The sequence below is a fragment of the Amycolatopsis sp. NPDC114504 genome (assembly GCF_055633595.1).
The window spans coordinates 614887-630189 of record NZ_JBVKDU010000002.1 but is presented as its reverse complement, the minus strand read 5'-3'; the positions used below and the strand labels follow the sequence as shown (position 1 = coordinate 630189).

Annotated in this window: 14 protein-coding genes and 1 tRNA gene; 6 read left to right on the top strand and 9 right to left on the bottom strand. The window is 70.0% G+C overall.

The genetic code is table 11. The features are described from left to right. Positions 1–3: 3 nt before the first annotated feature. Genes ACZ7PG_RS14705 through ACZ7PG_RS14695 form a run of 3 tightly spaced genes read right to left on the bottom strand, consistent with a single transcriptional unit; the run spans position 4 to position 2673 of the window. Positions 4–651: a PIG-L deacetylase family protein gene (locus tag ACZ7PG_RS14705; protein ID WP_470239575.1), complete on the bottom strand. Its 648-nt coding sequence runs from the start codon at positions 649–651 to the stop codon at positions 4–6. Continuing rightward, on the bottom strand, positions 648–1439 hold the full coding sequence (locus ACZ7PG_RS14700; protein WP_470239574.1) for a glycosyltransferase family protein: 792 nt from the start codon (positions 1437–1439) through the stop codon (positions 648–650). The genes ACZ7PG_RS14705 and ACZ7PG_RS14700 overlap by 4 nt, the downstream gene beginning before the upstream one ends. A 1-nt stretch (position 1440) precedes the next feature. Then, positions 1441–2673, bottom strand: a complete 1233-nt coding sequence (locus ACZ7PG_RS14695) for a class I SAM-dependent methyltransferase (RefSeq protein WP_470239573.1) — start codon at positions 2671–2673, stop codon at positions 1441–1443. A 209-nt stretch (positions 2674–2882) separates the two neighbouring features. On the opposite strand from ACZ7PG_RS14695, the gene ACZ7PG_RS14690 reads away from it, so the two are divergent. Beyond that, positions 2883–3251, top strand: coding sequence for a YrdB family protein (locus ACZ7PG_RS14690; protein ID WP_470239572.1), 369 nt, complete (start codon positions 2883–2885; stop codon positions 3249–3251). Between the two features lie 58 nt (positions 3252–3309). On the opposite strand, the gene ACZ7PG_RS14685 is transcribed toward ACZ7PG_RS14690, so the two are convergent. Together ACZ7PG_RS14685 and ACZ7PG_RS14680 are read right to left on the bottom strand one after the other, a co-directional pair. Then, positions 3310–4185: an LLM class F420-dependent oxidoreductase gene (locus ACZ7PG_RS14685; RefSeq protein ID WP_470239571.1), complete on the bottom strand. Its 876-nt coding sequence runs from the start codon at positions 4183–4185 to the stop codon at positions 3310–3312. Between the two features lie 40 nt (positions 4186–4225). Further along, a complete protein-coding gene (locus tag ACZ7PG_RS14680; RefSeq protein WP_470239570.1) occupies positions 4226–5194 on the bottom strand; it encodes a YncE family protein in 969 nt (322 codons plus the stop codon). A gap of 132 nt (positions 5195–5326) precedes the next feature. On the opposite strand from ACZ7PG_RS14680, the gene htpX reads away from it, so the two are divergent. The 3 genes from htpX to ACZ7PG_RS14665 are packed head-to-tail and all read left to right on the top strand — an operon-like array spanning position 5327 to position 8637. Continuing rightward, positions 5327–6178 (top strand): zinc metalloprotease HtpX, encoded by an 852-nt coding sequence (gene htpX / locus ACZ7PG_RS14675; RefSeq protein WP_470239569.1) that lies wholly within the window; start codon positions 5327–5329, stop codon positions 6176–6178. 52 nt (positions 6179–6230) lie between these two features. Continuing rightward, entirely contained in the window at positions 6231–7325 is a 1095-nt protein-coding gene (locus ACZ7PG_RS14670; protein ID WP_470239568.1) for an LLM class flavin-dependent oxidoreductase, read from the top strand. 1 nt (position 7326) lies between these two features. Then, complete coding sequence (locus tag ACZ7PG_RS14665; RefSeq protein ID WP_470239567.1) at positions 7327–8637, top strand: NtaA/DmoA family FMN-dependent monooxygenase; 1311 nt, start codon at positions 7327–7329, stop codon at positions 8635–8637. Here the strand turns inward: ACZ7PG_RS14665 and rfbA are convergent. Together rfbA and ACZ7PG_RS14655 are read right to left on the bottom strand one after the other, a co-directional pair. After that, positions 8634–9515 (bottom strand): glucose-1-phosphate thymidylyltransferase RfbA, encoded by an 882-nt coding sequence (gene rfbA, locus ACZ7PG_RS14660; protein ID WP_470239566.1) that lies wholly within the window; start codon positions 9513–9515, stop codon positions 8634–8636. The genes ACZ7PG_RS14665 and rfbA overlap by 4 nt on opposite strands. Before the next feature lie 56 nt (positions 9516–9571). Continuing rightward, a complete protein-coding gene (locus ACZ7PG_RS14655) occupies positions 9572–10711 on the bottom strand; it encodes a sialidase family protein (RefSeq protein ID WP_470239565.1) in 1140 nt (379 codons plus the stop codon). Between the two features lie 187 nt (positions 10712–10898). Between ACZ7PG_RS14655 and ACZ7PG_RS14650 the strand changes: the two genes are divergently transcribed. After that, positions 10899–11570: a hypothetical protein gene (locus tag ACZ7PG_RS14650; RefSeq protein WP_470239564.1), complete on the top strand. Its 672-nt coding sequence runs from the start codon at positions 10899–10901 to the stop codon at positions 11568–11570. Positions 11571–12067: 497 nt separating this feature from the next. Here the strand turns inward: ACZ7PG_RS14650 and ACZ7PG_RS14645 are convergent, their stop codons facing one another. Then, entirely contained in the window at positions 12068–12559 is a 492-nt protein-coding gene (locus ACZ7PG_RS14645) for a YajQ family cyclic di-GMP-binding protein (protein WP_470239563.1), read from the bottom strand. Between the two features lie 118 nt (positions 12560–12677). On the opposite strand from ACZ7PG_RS14645, the gene ACZ7PG_RS14640 reads away from it, so the two are divergent. Further along, positions 12678–12760, top strand: a tRNA-Tyr gene (locus ACZ7PG_RS14640). A gap of 112 nt (positions 12761–12872) precedes the next feature. Here the strand turns inward: ACZ7PG_RS14640 and lon are convergent. Beyond that, the gene (lon, locus tag ACZ7PG_RS14635; RefSeq protein WP_470239562.1) at positions 12873–15275 is read right to left on the bottom strand and encodes an endopeptidase La; all 2403 of its coding nucleotides are present in this window, start codon (positions 15273–15275) and stop codon (positions 12873–12875) included. Positions 15276–15303 lie beyond the last annotated feature (28 nt).

The following is a 15303-nucleotide window of genomic DNA, read 5'->3' as shown; positions in this document are numbered from 1 at the left end:
GGATCAGCCCTTCAGATCGAGAGTGAGTTTCTTGACGAAAAACGCTTCGGCGTACTTCGTGGCCGCTTCGATCCCGCGGATCCGCGCCAGGCCGAGGAACGCTTCGCGGTCGTACCAGCCGCGGTGCCGCTGCGACGCGTAGTGCTCCTGCAGCAACCGGACCTTCGACTCGGCGACGTCGTCGTCGAGCGGCTGGTACACCGAAGGGGCCCCGAGGTCGCCGTCCCACTTGACGATCTCGTAGCCCAGCGCCAGGTGGTCGCGGAACGTCGTCGGCACCAGCTTGGCGAGCCCGCGGTGGTCCTGGTGGGCGTCGTCGGTCCGGGGCGCCAGGATGACGTCCGGGTCGGTCCGCCGCCGCAGCTCCTCCAGCGCGTTCTTGGCCTCTTCCCAGTGCGCCGGGAACCGCCCGTCCGGCAGCTTGAGCACCGTCACGTCGAGCTCGGCGCCCGGGCAGAACGCCGCCAGCGCCGTCCGCTCCTCGTCCTCGCGGGGCGTGCCGCCGCCGGAGAGGATCAGGGCGTCCACCTTCAGGCCCGGCCGCGACGCGCACAGCGTCAGCAGGGTGCCACCGGCGCCGATCGCGATGTCGTCGCAGTGCGCGCCGAGGGCGACGACGCCGCCGAGCCGTCCCGGCCGGAGCCCGATCACGCGGTGCTCGCGACGGGCTGCTCCCAGAGCGCCCAGGGCTTCTTGCCGTGCGTGTAGGCGTCGTCGAGCGCAGCGCGCTCCTTGACCGTGTCGGTCGGCTTCCAGAACCCGCGGTACGGGTACGCCAGCAGCCGGCCGCGCTTGGCCAGCTCGCCGCAGCCGTCGGCGACCAGGTCACCGTTCTCCGGGATGTGGTCGAAGACCTCCTGGCGGAGCACGAAGTACCCGCCGTTCTCCCACAGCGGCATCTCGCTGACCGCGGTGATCGACCCGACCATGCCGCCTTCGTCCATCTCGACGCAGTGGAACGACGACTGCGGCGGGACGACCATCATCGACGCGCCCGCGTCGGTGTTCGAGAACCGCTCGATCATGTCGGGCAGCGGGACGTCGGACAGGACGTCGGCGTAGTTCGCGAGGAACATCTCGTCGCCGTCGAGGTAGTCGCGCACGCGGCGCAGGCGCTCACCGATCGGCGACTCGATGCCGGTCTGCACGAACGTGATCGTCCAGTCGGCGATGTCGGTCGACAGCAGTTCGGGCTGCCCGTTGCGCAGGACGAAGTCGTTGGAAATGGTTTCCTGGTAGTTCAGGAAGAAGTTCTTGATGTGCGCCGCGCCGTAGCCGAGGCACAGGATGAACTCCGTGTGGCCGAAATGCGCGTAGTAGCGCATCACGTGCCAGATGAGCGGTCTCGGCCCGACCATCGCCATCGGCTTCGGGACGTCGTCGGCCGCGCCGTTGCGCATCCGCATCCCGTAGCCACCGCAGAAGAGAACGACCTTCACTTCACTGCACCTCGACGATTTCCAGGCGGGGGATGGGGAACACGAGCTTTCCGCCCCACTCACCCACGAACGACAGCTGTTCGGTCAGTTCCTCCCGGAGGTTCCACGGGAGGACGAGCACGTAGTCGGGCCGGTCGGCTTCGATCCGCTCCGGCGGCAGCACCGGGATCCGGGTGCCCGGGGTGAACCGGCCGTGCTTGTACGGGTTGCGATCGACCGTGTACTGCAGCAGGTCCGTCCGGATGCCGCAGTGGTTCAGCAGGGTGTTGCCCTTGCCCGGGGCGCCGTAGCCGACGACGGTCTTCCCGTCGTTGCGCGCCTCGATGAGGAACTTCAGCAGGTCCAGCCGCACGCGGGTGACGCGCTCGGCGAACTCGGTGTACCCGGACAGCTCGTGCAGCCCGGCCGCCTTTTCGCGCTCCAGGACGTCGGTCATCCGCTCGCTGGGCTCGCCCGCGACCTCGTCGGGACGCGCCCAGAGCCGGATCGAGCCGCCGTGCGTCGGCACCAGCTCGACGTCGACCACGGTCAGGCCGCCGGTCGCGAGGGCCCGGCGCGCGGATTCGACCGTGTAGTACTGGAAGTGCTCGTGGTAGATCGTGTCGTACTGGTTCTTCTCGATCAGCGTGAGCAGGTGCTGGACCTCGATGGAGACCCAGCCGTCGTCGGCGACGAGCGCGCGCAGGCCCTTCGTGAAGCCGAGGACGTCGGGGATGTGCGCGTAGACGTTGTTCGCGGCGACCAGGTCGGCCGGGCCGTGCTCCTCGCGCACCTGCCGGCCGGTCTCCTCGGAGAGGAAGGCCGTCAGGGTGGGCACGCCGGCGTCCCGCGCGGCCTGCCCGACGTTCACCGAAGGTTCGACACCCAGACACCGGATGCCGTGCCCGACGACGTGCTTGAGCAGGTAACCGTCGTTGCTGGCGACCTCGACGACGAACGACTTCTCGTCGAGCCCCAGCCGTTCGACCGAGCCGTCGACGAACCGCTTCGCGTGCTCGACCCACGACGTCGAGAACGACGAGAAGTACGCGTACTCGGTGAAGGTGTCGTCAGGATCGATCAGCGGGGGGATCTGGGCGAGCCAGCACTCGGTGCACACCATGAGGTGGAGCGGGAAGGTGGCTTCCGGCTCGTCGAGCTGTTCGGCGGTCAAGAATCGCTCACACGGGGGAGTGGCCCCGAGGTCCACCACGCTGGCCGTGTTTGTCGAACCGCAGAGTCGACATGTGGTCATCTACCAGGCTCCTTGGCTCAGCGGTCGCGATCTGCGCTTAACACGTCGAGCAGGGGTGGATCCTCGTTACAGCGACGCGTGGTGGCCTGGTGGACCGATTCGGAACCGCAACATCACCACGCCGGGCGGGTGACGTGTGTCCGAGATCACGGACGGTGCCGGTCCGGATCCGTAACGTCCACAGTGGACCTGGGCCCTAGGCTGGCGCGATGACTCCGGAGCCGACTCCCCGCCTGAGCGGGATCGCGGGCGTGGTGCTGACGGTCCGCTTCCTGACGGAGCTGGCCCTGCTGGGCGGCCTCGCGCTGGCCGGCACCCAGCTCGGCAGCGGGGTGGCGCTGGCGATCGTCGACGCGGTCCTGCTGCCCGTGGTCGCAGCCGCGATCTGGGGCCTGTTCATCGCCCCGCGGGCGAGCCGCCGGCTGCCGGAACCGGCCCGCTTCCTGGTGGAGTTCGCCCTGTTCGCGGCGACCGGCGTGGTGCTGGCGCTGGTTGGCTGGCTGGTGGCGGGGATCGTGCTGGCCGTCGTCGGCATCGGTGTCGCGGCGCTGACCCGCGTCGTCGCCAAGGACGGCTGAGCCCCCTCCGCCGGGTGGCGGCGGAGAGGGCTCGGGCAACTTGCCGATCGCGAGTTGCTCAGCCGAGCTTGTCGGCGGCCGGGATGACGTCGGTGCCGAACTTCTCCAGCACCGCCGGGTTGTGGACGTTCGGGACCATGCCGAGGGCGACGTGGATGCCGAGCCCGTTCAGCCGCTCCAGCTCCTTCAGCAGCTCGCCGGACTTCTCGCCCGTCTCGCCGACGTCGAGGATGTGGTAGACGGTCTTGACGATCGAGTCGTAGTCACGGCCCTGCTCGTCGCAGTGCCGCCGGAGCACGTCGAGCTTGTGCTCCAGCTCCGGGCTGTTGAACAGGTTGCACGCGTCGGCGTACTTCGCGACGAGCTTCAGCGTCTTCTTCTCGCCGCCGCCGCCGATCATGATGAGCGGACGCGGCTTCTGCAGCGCCTGCGGCACGTTCAGCAGCCGTTCGGCGTCGAAGTGCTTGCTCTTGAACGGCTCGTCGCCGTCGGCCCACATTTGCAGCACGTACTGCAAGTTCTCTTCCAGCAGTTCGAACCGCTCGGAAACGGGCGGGAACGGGAAGCCGAGACCCTTCGACTCCTCCTCGTTCCAGCCCGCGCCGATGCCGAGGACCGCGCGGCCGCCGGACAGCACGTCCAGCGTCGTGATCGCCTTGGCCAGCAGGCCCGGGTGGCGGTAGAGGACGCCGGTGACGACGGTCAGCAGCTTGGCGCGCTGGGTGTGCGCGGCGATGAAGCCGAGGGTCGTGTACGCCTCGAGCATGTCGTTCTCGACGGGACCGACCCCGCCGATCTGGAAGAAGTGGTCCATCACGGCGATGGAGTCGAAGCCCGCGTCGTCGGCGGTGCGGACGACGGCGGCCAGTTCGGCGCCCAGCGCGGACGCCCCGTTCGGCCAGGTGAAGTCGGGGATCTGCAGTCCGAGTTTCATAGTCTCCGACCGTATACCTGGAGTTACCCCAGCCGGGTGCTCAGAAATCCCGGATGAGGGAAACCCTGCCGTGCAAGGGATCCGTGACGAACACCGTGCGCGTGCGCTGGTCGACCGCGACGTCGCCGGGGTTGACGCCCAGCGACAGCTCGCCGGTCAGCGTCCCGCTCGCGCCGTCGATCCGGCTCACCCCGTTCTGGCCGCCGTTGGTGTACACGGTGTTCGTGCCCTGGTGCACGGCCAGCGCGGAGGATTCGCTGCGCAGCAACACGGTCTTGCGCTCGGTGTGCGTCGCCGCGTCCACAATGGACATGTGGTGGATGCCGGAGTTGGCCACGTACACCGAACCGCTCCCGGCGTGCACCGCGACGGCGGTCGGCCGCGCCCCGACCTTCACGCTGGCGACGAACTTCCCGGTGTCGATGGAGAACACCTCCAGGGAGTCCGTGCCGGTGCTGGTGCAGTAGGCCAGCTTGCGGCCGGGGTCGACCGCGACCCCGCCGAGGCTCGGCTTCGGGCCCGGCACGAGCGCGGCGAGCGTGCAGCTGACGCCGTCGAGCACGGCGAGCGTGCCGGTGCCGCCGCTGGCCGCGTAGACGCGGTTGGCCTGCTCGTCCACGGCCAGCGCGGACGCGCCGGCCCCCGCGCCGATCACGCTCACCAGGTCGTGGGTGCGGCCGTCGAGCACCACGACGGTGCCCGCCGGCGGGTTCGCGACGTAGATCCGGTTGGTCGCCGTGTCCACCGCGACGTCACCGGGGGCGCCGCCGACGCTGATCACCGCACCGGCCGCGGCGGTGCGCGGGTCGATGACCGTGAGCGTCCCGGCCTGGGGATCCGTGACGTACGCGAGCCCGGTGACCGGGTTCACCGTGACCGCGGTGGGCGCCCCGCCGAGCTCGATCGACCGGACGTCCTCCGCCCGCGCGACCCCGGGTAGGACCAGTGCGCCGGCACCGGCCGTGACCAGGGCGAACAGGGTCCGCCGGCCTATCGGGCGACCTCGCATCCGCGCCTCCGCTCGTGATCGACTCGCCTCCCGAGCCTAACCCGCGCGATCATCACGTGAAGGAACTTCGCGTCCCCCGATCGCGTTGTTTCCTGTGGGTAACCCACTTCCAGAGCGGACGGAGGCGAGCGCGTGCACGGGCACCAGAACGGACTGAAGACGGCGATGCTGCTCGGTCTGCTGTCGGCGATCATCATCGCGATCAGCGGCCTGTTCGGCCGCGGCGCCCTGGTCATCGGCCTGGTCGTCGCGCTCGGGATGAACGCCTTCGCGTACTTCAACTCGGACAAGCTGGCGCTGCGCGCGATGCACGCGCGGCCGGTGTCCGAGGTCGAGCAGCCGGCGATGTACCGGATCGTGCGCGAGCTCGCGCACGTCGCCCGCCAGCCGATGCCGCAGCTCTACCTCAGCCCGACCGTCGCGCCCAACGCGTTCGCGACCGGCCGCAGCCCGCGCCACGCGGCCGTCTGCTGCACCACCGGCATCCTCGACCTGCTGGACGAGCGCGAGCTGCGGGCCGTGCTCGGCCACGAGCTGTCCCACGTCTACAACCGCGACATCCTCATCTCGTGCGTCGCCGGCGCGCTGGCCAGCGTGATCAGCGTGCTCGCGAACATCGCGCTGTTCTTCGGCGGCAACAACCGCGACGGCAGCCCGCTGGTCAGCCTGATGCTGATCTTCGTCGGGCCCATCGCGGCGGCCGTCATCCGGATGGGTGTGAGCCGGTCGCGGGAGTACCAGGCCGACGCGTCCGGCGCCGAGCTGACCGGCGACCCGCTGGGCCTGGCCTCGGCGCTGCGCAAGCTGGAGGCCGGGACGCGGGCGCGGCCGCTGGTCGCCGAGCCGCAGCTCGTGTCGCAGTCGCACCTGATGATCGCGAACCCGTTCCGGCCGGGCGAGGGCCTGAGCAAGCTGTTCTCGACGCACCCGCCGATCGCCGACCGCATCGCGCGGCTCGAAGAGATGGCCCGGCGCCGGTTCTGATCCCAGCTGGTGGGAGCGGGAATCCGGGTTTCGTCCCAGAAGTTCTCAGGGCATGGTCTCCGCAGAGCTGCATCTGGGCGTCGCCATCGACGGGGCCGGGTTCCACCCGGCCGCCTGGCGGGTGTCCGCGGCCGAACCCGCCGCGCTGTTCACCTCCGGCCACAACCTGAAGTACGCGAAGCTGGCCGAAGCCGCTTCGCTCGACTTCGTGACCCTCGACGACTCGCTGGCGCTGCAGTCCGGCGGCGAGGGCGTCGTGCGCGGGCGGCTCGACGCTCTGCTCACGCTGTCGGCCATCGCGCCCGCGACCAGCCGGATCGGCCTGGTCCCGACGGTCACCACCACGCACACCGAGCCGTTCCACGTCTCGACGTCGGTGGCGACCCTGGACTACGCGAGCCGCGGCCGCGCCGGCGTGCTCGCGGTCCCGTCCTTGACCGCCTCCGAGGCCGCGCACTTCGGCCGTCGCCCGGCTCCTTCACCCCAGGACGCGGAGGCCGAGACCGCCGAGGTCGTCGACGTCATCACCAGGCTGTGGGACAGCTGGGAGGACGGCGCGATCATCCGCGACGCCGCCACCGGCCGGTTCATCGACCGCGACAAGCTGCACTACGTCGACTTCGAGGGCCGCTTCTTCAGCGTGAAGGGCCCGTCGATCACCCCGCGCCCGCCGCAGGGCCACCCGGTGACCGCGGTCTACGGCGACTCGCCGCACGCGGTCGGCGCCGACCTGGTGATCACCCGCGCCGACCACCTCGACGCCGTGAGTGCCGCGGCCGCCCGGTTCCCCGGTGCCAAGGTCCTCGCGACGGTGTCGATCGTGCTCGCCGAGACCGAGCAGGGCGCCCGCGACCGGCAGCACGAGCTGGACGCCCTGGTCCCGTTCGAGCCCGTCGGCCTGTCGTTCGTCGGCACCCCCGCGCAGCTGGCCGCCGAGCTGCCCCGCTGGGCCGCCGAGACCGGCGTCGCCGGGTTCCACCTGCGGCCCGCCGTCCTGCCCGACGACCTCGACCTGCTCGCCGGCGAAGTCGTCCCGGCGCTGCGGGCGGCCGGCGCCTTCCGGACCGGCTACCGCGGCACGACGCTGCGCGACCACCTCGGCCTCGGCCGGGCCGTCAACGCCTACGCCGTCACCCCGGGAGCCTGAGATGACCAAGCAGATCAAGCTCGCCGCGCACTTCCCCGGCGTCAACAACACGACGGTGTGGAGCGATCCCGCGTCGGGCAGCCAGATCGACTTCGCGTCCTTCGAGCACCTCGCGCGCACGGCCGAGCGCGGCAAGTTCGACTTCCTCTTCCTCGCCGAAGGCCTGCGGCTGCGCGAGCACGCCGGCAAGATCCTCGACTCCGACGTCGTCGGGCGCCCCAACACGACCACCGTGCTGGCCGCGCTCTCCGCCGTCACCACGCACCTCGGGCTGGCCGGGACGCTGTCCTCGACGTTCAACGAGCCCTACGAGGTCGCCCGCCAGGTCGCGAGCATCGACCACCTCTCCGGCGGGCGCGCGGCGTGGAACGTCGTGACGTCGCCGGACGCGTGGACCGGCGAGAACTTCCGCCGCGGCGGCTTCCTCAAGCGCGAGGACCGCTACGCGCGAGCCGAGGAGTTCCTGGCCACCGTGCGCGAGCTGTGGGACAGCTGGCAGCCCGGCACTCTGGTGGGGGACAAGGAGAACGGCGTCTTCGCCCGCGACCCCGGCAAGTTCGTCCACAGTGGACCGCAGTTCGACATCCACGGCGAGTTCACGCTGCCGCGCACGCCGCAGGGGCAGCCGATCGTCATCCAGGCCGGCGACTCCGACGAAGGCCGCGAGTTCGCCGCGAAAGCCGCCGACGTCATCTTCAGCCGCCACGGCACCCTCGAAGACGGCCAGGCGTTCTTCCACGACGTCAAGCGGCGGCTGGCCGCGTACGGCCGAGAGCACGGCGAGCTGCTGATCATGCCGGCCGCGACGTTCGTCCTCGGCGACACCGACGCCGAAGCCGAAGAGTACGCGCGCGAGATCCGGCTCCAGCAGGTCCGGCCGGCGACCGCGATCCAGTTCCTCGAGCAGGTCTGGAGCCGAGACCTGTCGGACTACGACGTCGACGGGCCGCTGCCGGAGGTCGACCCCGACCCGGCCGCCGAGCCGCTGACCTGGGGCCGCGTGCGGCACGAGAAGGATCCTGCGCAGGTGGCACGCAAGTGGCGGGCGCTCGCGGAGGAGAAGAAGCTCTCGATCCGCGAGCTGGTGATCGAGGTCACCGCGCGCCAGCAGTTCGTCGGCACGCCGTCCACGGTCGCTTCGACGATCGACGAGTACGTGCAGTCCGACGCGGCCGACGGGTTCGTCCTGGTGCCGCACCTGACCCCGGGCGGGCTCGACGAGTTCGTCGACAAAGTCGTCCCCCACCTGCAGGAACGCGGGGTGTTCCGCACCGAGTACGCCGGGCCGACACTGCGCGAGCAGCTGTTCTAGACCGAAGCTCCCGCGGCCGCGGCGACTGCCTTCACGTAGTCGCCGTAGCCGGACTTCGCCAGCTTCTCGCCCAGCGCGTAGCACTCTTCGGCGGTGATGAAGCCCATCCGCAGCGCGATCTCCTCGAGGCACGCGATGCGCACGCCGGTGCGGTGCTCCAGCACCTGCACGAACTGGCCGGCTTCGAGCAGCGAGTCGTGCGTGCCGGTGTCGAGCCAGGCGAAGCCGCGGCCGAGGTCGACCAGCGCCGCCCGGTCCTGGCGCACGTACGTGAGGTTGACGTCGGTGATCTCGAGCTCGCCGCGAGCCGACGGCGTCAACGCGCCGGCGATGTCGACGACCTCGTTGTCGTAGAGGTACAGCCCGGTGATCGCCTTGTTCGAGCGCGGCTTCGCGGGCTTCTCCTCGATGGAGACCAGCTTGCCGGCCGCGTCGACCTCGCCGACGCCGTAGCGCTCGGGGTCCTTCACCGGGTAGCCGAACAGGACGCAGCCGTCGAGGTCGCGCACGGCCTGCTGCAGGCGGCCGGAGAAGCCCTGGCCGTAGAAGATGTTGTCGCCGAGCACGAGCGCCACGTCGTCGTCGCCGATGAAGTCCGCGCCGATCACGAAGGCCTCGGCCAGTCCGTTCGGGCTGGGCTGCTCGGCGTAGGAGAACGAGACGCCGAACTGGTCGCCGTTGCCGAGCAGCTTGCGGAACATCGGCAGGTCGGCGGGGGTGGAGATGACGAGGATCTCGCGGATCCCGGCCAGCATCAGCACCGAGATCGGGTAGTAGACCATCGGTTTGTCGTAGACCGGCAGCAGCTGCTTCGACACCGCCTGGGTGATCGGGTGCAGGCGTGTCCCGCTGCCTCCGGCCAGCACGATGCCCTTCATGGACTGCCTCCCTCTCCGCGGCCAAGACCCCGCCACCCTACGGGCAGGGCCCGGCGTCAGAAGGCCGGTCCCTTGCCGAAGTACGCGGCGCAGCGGCCGTTGAGCCACTCGGTGGCGATCTCGAGCACGTTCTTGCCGTCGTCGACCGGCAGCACCGTCGAGGAGTAGTTCGGGCAGAAGTTGTTGTAGATGCCGGTGATGTGCACCGGGGCGGGCAGCTCGTACCAGTTGCCGCTGCCGAAGTTGTCGTTCGCCAGCAGCACCTGGCCGTTCTTCGGCTGCGGCTGGCCCTTCGCGTTGGTGTAGATCTGCCCGACCATGACGATCCGGACGCCGTTGGGGCCGCCGGGGAAGAGCGTGATCGTCTGCGCGTGCTGGAAGTAGTTGCCGTTCGCGGTGTTGACGCGCGTACCGGGGTCGGTGGGGCTGCCCCAGTTGGCGCCGTCGGGCGAGATCTTGAAGTACGGGTCGCAATAGCGGTCGCGGAAGTTGCAGATCTCGTAGGCGAAGTAGTAGCGGCCGTCGGGCAGCCTTCGGATGATCGGCATGCCGGGCCGGACCCGGTCCGGCGGGATGGCCAGGGTGAGCTGCTTGGTGCCCCAGTTCACGCCGTCGGTCGAGGCGACGCGGTTGAGGACCTGCGCGTACTTCGGTGCCTGCGTCTCGTCGGCGAAGTGGAGCCAGAGCGTGCCGCCGGCGTCGATGGTGAACTCGGGCTCCCAGACGCCGTCGATGTTGTGTGAGCGCGCGGCCTCGGACAGGAAGACCCACGAGCGGCCGCCGTCCTTGCTGGCCCAGACCTTGATCCCGACGCGCCGCTGCGCCCCGGCGTCCTGCCGGTAGGAAGCGGCCCAGAGCAGGGTGCCCGCGCGGAGCCGCCCGACCCGCTGCGGCAGTTCGTAGAGGGTGCCGCAGCACATGCCGTACCGGCCGTCGGGGTCGTGGATGGCGCCGATCTGGTGGAACGTCGCGCCCTCGTCGGTGCTCTCCAGGACGGGCGTGAACTTGCCGCTGGAGTCTTCGCTGGTCAGCGCGGCGATGATGTGCCCGCGGCCGAAGATCGAGTGGTCGAGCCGGACCAGGCGTGCGTAGGAGCCGAGGCCGGGCAGCAGCAGCTTGCGCTCGGCGGCGCTCGCGGGGGTCAGTGTCGCGCAGATCACGATGAGTGACAGCACGAAGGCGAGCGAACGGCGCATCCTGACCCTCTCCAAGCGGTGACCGCGCGATTACAGCACGCGGGCCCGGTCCTTCGTGGACAGTCACACGGGCATTCGCGCGTTCGAGGGAGCTGCTGAGCGCTTTCGGGTGACCGGTTACGTAACGCTCCGGCAAAGGCCGCCGAAAGATCACCAGGGGGCCGGTTGGTGGCCCCGAGGGGGAACGATGAAGCTCCGGCTGTCCTGCCTGCTGCTGGTGGCGTTGGTATCGGCGTGCGCACCGGACACGGGGTTCGGCACGATCGTCGGGGCGCCGACGTCAGAGTCGGCTTCAGTGCCGCAGCCGCCCACGACGTCCGCGGCCCCGGCGGTGCGCGACGTACCGACGGAGACGCACACGGGCAAGGGCGAGGGCCAGTTCGACGTGACGTGGCCGGCGGACCAGCTGGGCTTCTTCACGTTCGACTGCCCGAAGTGCTCGGCGAACGTGATCATCAGCACCGACGGCGGCGAGTTCAGCCTGGTCAACGCGATCGGCAAGTACAAGGGCACCACGTGGCTCAACACGGACCCGGACCGCCCGACGACGAAGATCACGGTCCTCGCGAACGCGGCGTGGACGGCAACGATCGCGGATCACCGGAGCGTTCCGACGGCGGCACCGGGCGCGCCCTCGTCGGGTAAGGGTGACGCGGTTTTGCGCATCCCGGAGGGGATCGCGAAGGTCAAGTTCACGGCGAAGACCCGAGGGAACGTCGCGCTGTGGGTGCATGCGGAGGATTTCAAGGACCTGCTGGTCAACGAGATCGGGGACGTGGACGTGGAGAAGGAGGTCCGGGGGCCGGCTTACCTGCGGGTGGACGGGTATGAGGCCGGCTGGACGGTGACACCGTCCTGAGCGGGCGTCGCGGGGTTGTTGACCCTCCACTTTGACTAGTGGGTGGCCTCTCGGCATCTCGTCGACCTGGCGCAGCCCGATCACGCCGGGTCAAGGGGCACCTTCGCGCCGACCGTGACCAAGCTCCGAAACTGCCCCTTGCCGCGGCGTGATAGCCCTCTGGGAGGTCGACGAGATGCCGTCTGGTCACCCACGGACGCAACGTACGAGCCCCGCCGGCCATCTCGGAGACCTGCCCGTCCGGCGAGGACATCTCTTCTCGGATCGCCCGCTTACCCGAACCGGGCGGCCACCTTGATCCTCTAGGGAGATCAACCGAGGAGAGCCCGAGGCGCCGCGGCATCGCGGGCGAGTCGCGCAGGGTCGATCCGGGCTCGGCTCGCTGGAGCACGGCGTCCACGTCGGCCGTGCTGAAGATGCGGATCCGCAGGCCCGCCCGCCCGCCGTTGTACCCACGGGCACCTGAAACCAGATACCCGCAGGTCAACGACGATAAGTCACCGGTAGTTGGTGAACTGCAGCGCGATCTCGAAGTCCTTGCCCTTCAGCAGGGCGATCACGTCCTGCAGCTGGTCCTTCTTCTTGCCCGACACCCGCAGCTGGTCGCCCTGGATCTGGGCCTGGACGCCCTTCGGGCCCTCGTCGCGGATGAACTTGGCGATCTGCTTCGCCTTGTCCGAGGCGATGCCCTGGATGATCTTGCCGCCGAGCTTGTAGATCTTGCCCGACAGGGCCGGCTCGTCCGCTTCGAACGCCTTCAACGAGATGCTGCGCTTGATCAGCTTCTCCTTGAACACCTCGACCGCGGCCAGCGCGCGCTCCTCCGTCTCGGACTCGATCGCGATCGCTTCCTCGCCGGACCAGTTGATCGTCGTGCCCGTGCCGCGGAAGTCGAAGCGCGTGCCCAGCTCCTTGCTCGCCTGGTTCAGCGCGTTGTCGACCTCCTGGCGGTCGACCTTGCTCACGACGTCGAAAGAGGGATCCGCCACGTGTCCTCACACCTCGTACTCGCTAGTCAGGGGCCACCCAGCCTAGCCCCGGGTATCCCGGTTGACCCTCACCGGGAGCCGTTGGGTAAGCTTCTTTCCGGCCGGTACGACCGGTCTTGGCGGGTTACCCGAGTGGCCAAAGGGGACTGGCTGTAAACCAGTTGGCTTACGCCTACGGGGGTTCGAATCCCTCACCCGCCACAGTCAAGGCCCCGTGATCCGAGTTCAGATCACGGGGCCTTTTTTGTGGGGAGAACGGCCGGCTTCCCTTGGGGGAGAGGGAAACCGGCCGTCCGGGGGGCGGCGTTCGGGGTTACGCCGCCTGGGAAACCGGCATCGAAGCCGGCGTCAAGGCGAGGTCCAAGACCTCGCGGACGTTCGCCACCGCGTGGACGTCCAGCTGGGCGAGCACCTCGGCCGGGACGTCGTCCAGGTCCGGCTCGTTGCGCTGGGGGATGATCACCGTCTTCATGCCTGCCCGGTGGGCCGCCAGCAGCTTCTGCTTCACGCCGCCGATCGGGAGCACTCGGCCGGTCAGGGACACCTCGCCCGTCATCGCCACGTCCGCGCGGACCACCCGGCCCGAGAGCAGCGATGCCAGCGCCGTCGTCATCGTCACGCCCGCCGACGGTCCGTCCTTCGGGACCGCGCCCGCCGGGACGTGGACGTGGATGCCGCGCTCGCGCAGGTCGCCCACCGGGAGCTCCAGCTCCGCGCCGTGCGACCGCAGGTAGGACAGCGCGATCTGCACCGACTCCTTCATCACGTCGCCGAGCTGGCCGGTCAGCTGCAGCCCGGACGCGCCGGACTCCTTGTCCGCCAGCGACGCCTCGATGTACAGGACGTCACCGCCGGCACCCGTCACCGCCAGGCCCGTCGCCACACCCGGGGTCGCGGTCCGCTGGGTCGACGCGGGCAGCGACGACTCCGGCACGTGCCGCGGGCGGCCCAGGTAGTCCGGAAGGTCGGGAGCGTCGATCGACAGCGGCAACGCGACCTCGTCCAAGGCCACCTTGGTCGCGATCTTCCGCAGCACCTTCGCGATGGTCCGGTTCACGTCGCGCACGCCCGCCTCGCGGGTGTACTCGGCCGCGATCCGGCTGAACGCGGCGTCCGTCAGCACCACGTCCGCCGTGGCCAGGCCGGCTCGCTCCAGCTCGCGGGGGAGCAGGTGGTCGCGGGCGATGGTGACCTTCTCGTGCTCGGTGTAGCCGTCCAGCGTGACGAGCTCCATGCGGTCCAGCAGCGGGCCGGGGATGGTCTCGAGCGCGTTGGCCGTCGCCAGGAACACGACGTCGGACAGGTCCAGCTCGACCTCGAGGTAGTGGTCGCGGAACGTGTGGTTCTGCTCCGGGTCCAGCACTTCGAGCAGCGCCGCCGTCGGGTCGCCGCGGTAGTCGGCGCCGACCTTGTCGATCTCGTCGAGCAGCACGACCGGGTTCATCGAGCCGGCTTCCTTGATGGCACGGACGATCCGGCCGGGCAGCGCGCCGACGTAGGTGCGGCGGTGGCCGCGGATCTCCGCCTCGTCGCGGATGCCGCCCAGGGCGACCCGCACGAACTTGCGGCCCATCGCCTTCGCGACGGACTCACCCAGCGACGTCTTGCCGACCCCGGGAGGGCCCGCGAGGGCGAGCACGGCGCCGGACCGGCGTCCGCCGACCGGGCCGAGACCCGATTCCGCGCGACGCTTGCGCACGGCCAAGTACTCGATGATGCGTTCCTTGACGTCGTCGAGGCCGGCGTGGTCGGCGTCCAGCACGGCCCGCGCCGCGGCGATGTCGTAACTGTCCTCGGTGCGCTCGTTCCAGGGCAGCTCCAGGACGGTGTCCAGCCAGGTGCGGATCCAGCCGCCCTCGGGGGACTGCTCGGACGTGCGGTCCAGCTTGTCCACCTCGGCCAGCGCGGCCTTCTTGACGGCGTCAGGCAGTTCGGCGCCTTCGACGCGGGCGCGGTAGTCCGTCTCGTCAGTGGTGCCGTCGAGCTCGCCGAGCTCCTTGCGGATGGCCTCGAGCTGGCGGCGCAGCAGGAACTCCTTCTGCTGCTTCTCCATGCCCTCGGCGACGTCCTTGCGGATCGTGTCGGTCACCTCGAGCTCGGCGAGGTGCTCCTTGCTCCACTCGAGCGCCTTCTCCAGGCGTGCGCTGACGTCGAGCGCGGTCAGCAGCTCGAGCTTCTGCTCGGTGTCGAGGTACGGCGCGTTGCCGGACAGGTCGGCGACCGCCGAGGGGTCTTCGACCTGCTGGACGGCGTCGATCAGCTGCCAGCCGCCGCGCTGCTGGAGGACCGAGATGACGACGGCCTTGTACTCGGCCGCGAGCTGCGCGGTCCGGTCGTCCGTGGTCTCGGTGGCGTCTTCGGCGTGCACCCAGCGGGCGGCGCCGGGTCCGTCGGCCATCCGGCCGACGACCGCGCGGGAGGTGCCGCGCAGCAGGACGGCGGCCTTGCCGCCGGGCACGCGGCCGATGCGCTCGACCGTCGCGACGGTGCCGAACTCGGCGTATTCGCCGTGGACGCGCGGGACGATGAGGACCTCGGCCTTGGCGGTGCCGGTCGACCGGATGCCGGGGAACGACGCCTGGCTGGGCGTGTTGGCCTGGGCGGACTCCACCGCGGCTCGCGTCTCGGTGTCGGTGAGGTCGAGCGGGACGACCATGCCCGGCAGCACGACGTCGTCATCGAGCGGGAGCACGGGCAGGAGGCGGGTGTCGGACATGTGCACTCCTCGTGTAGTTGAGTCTGCC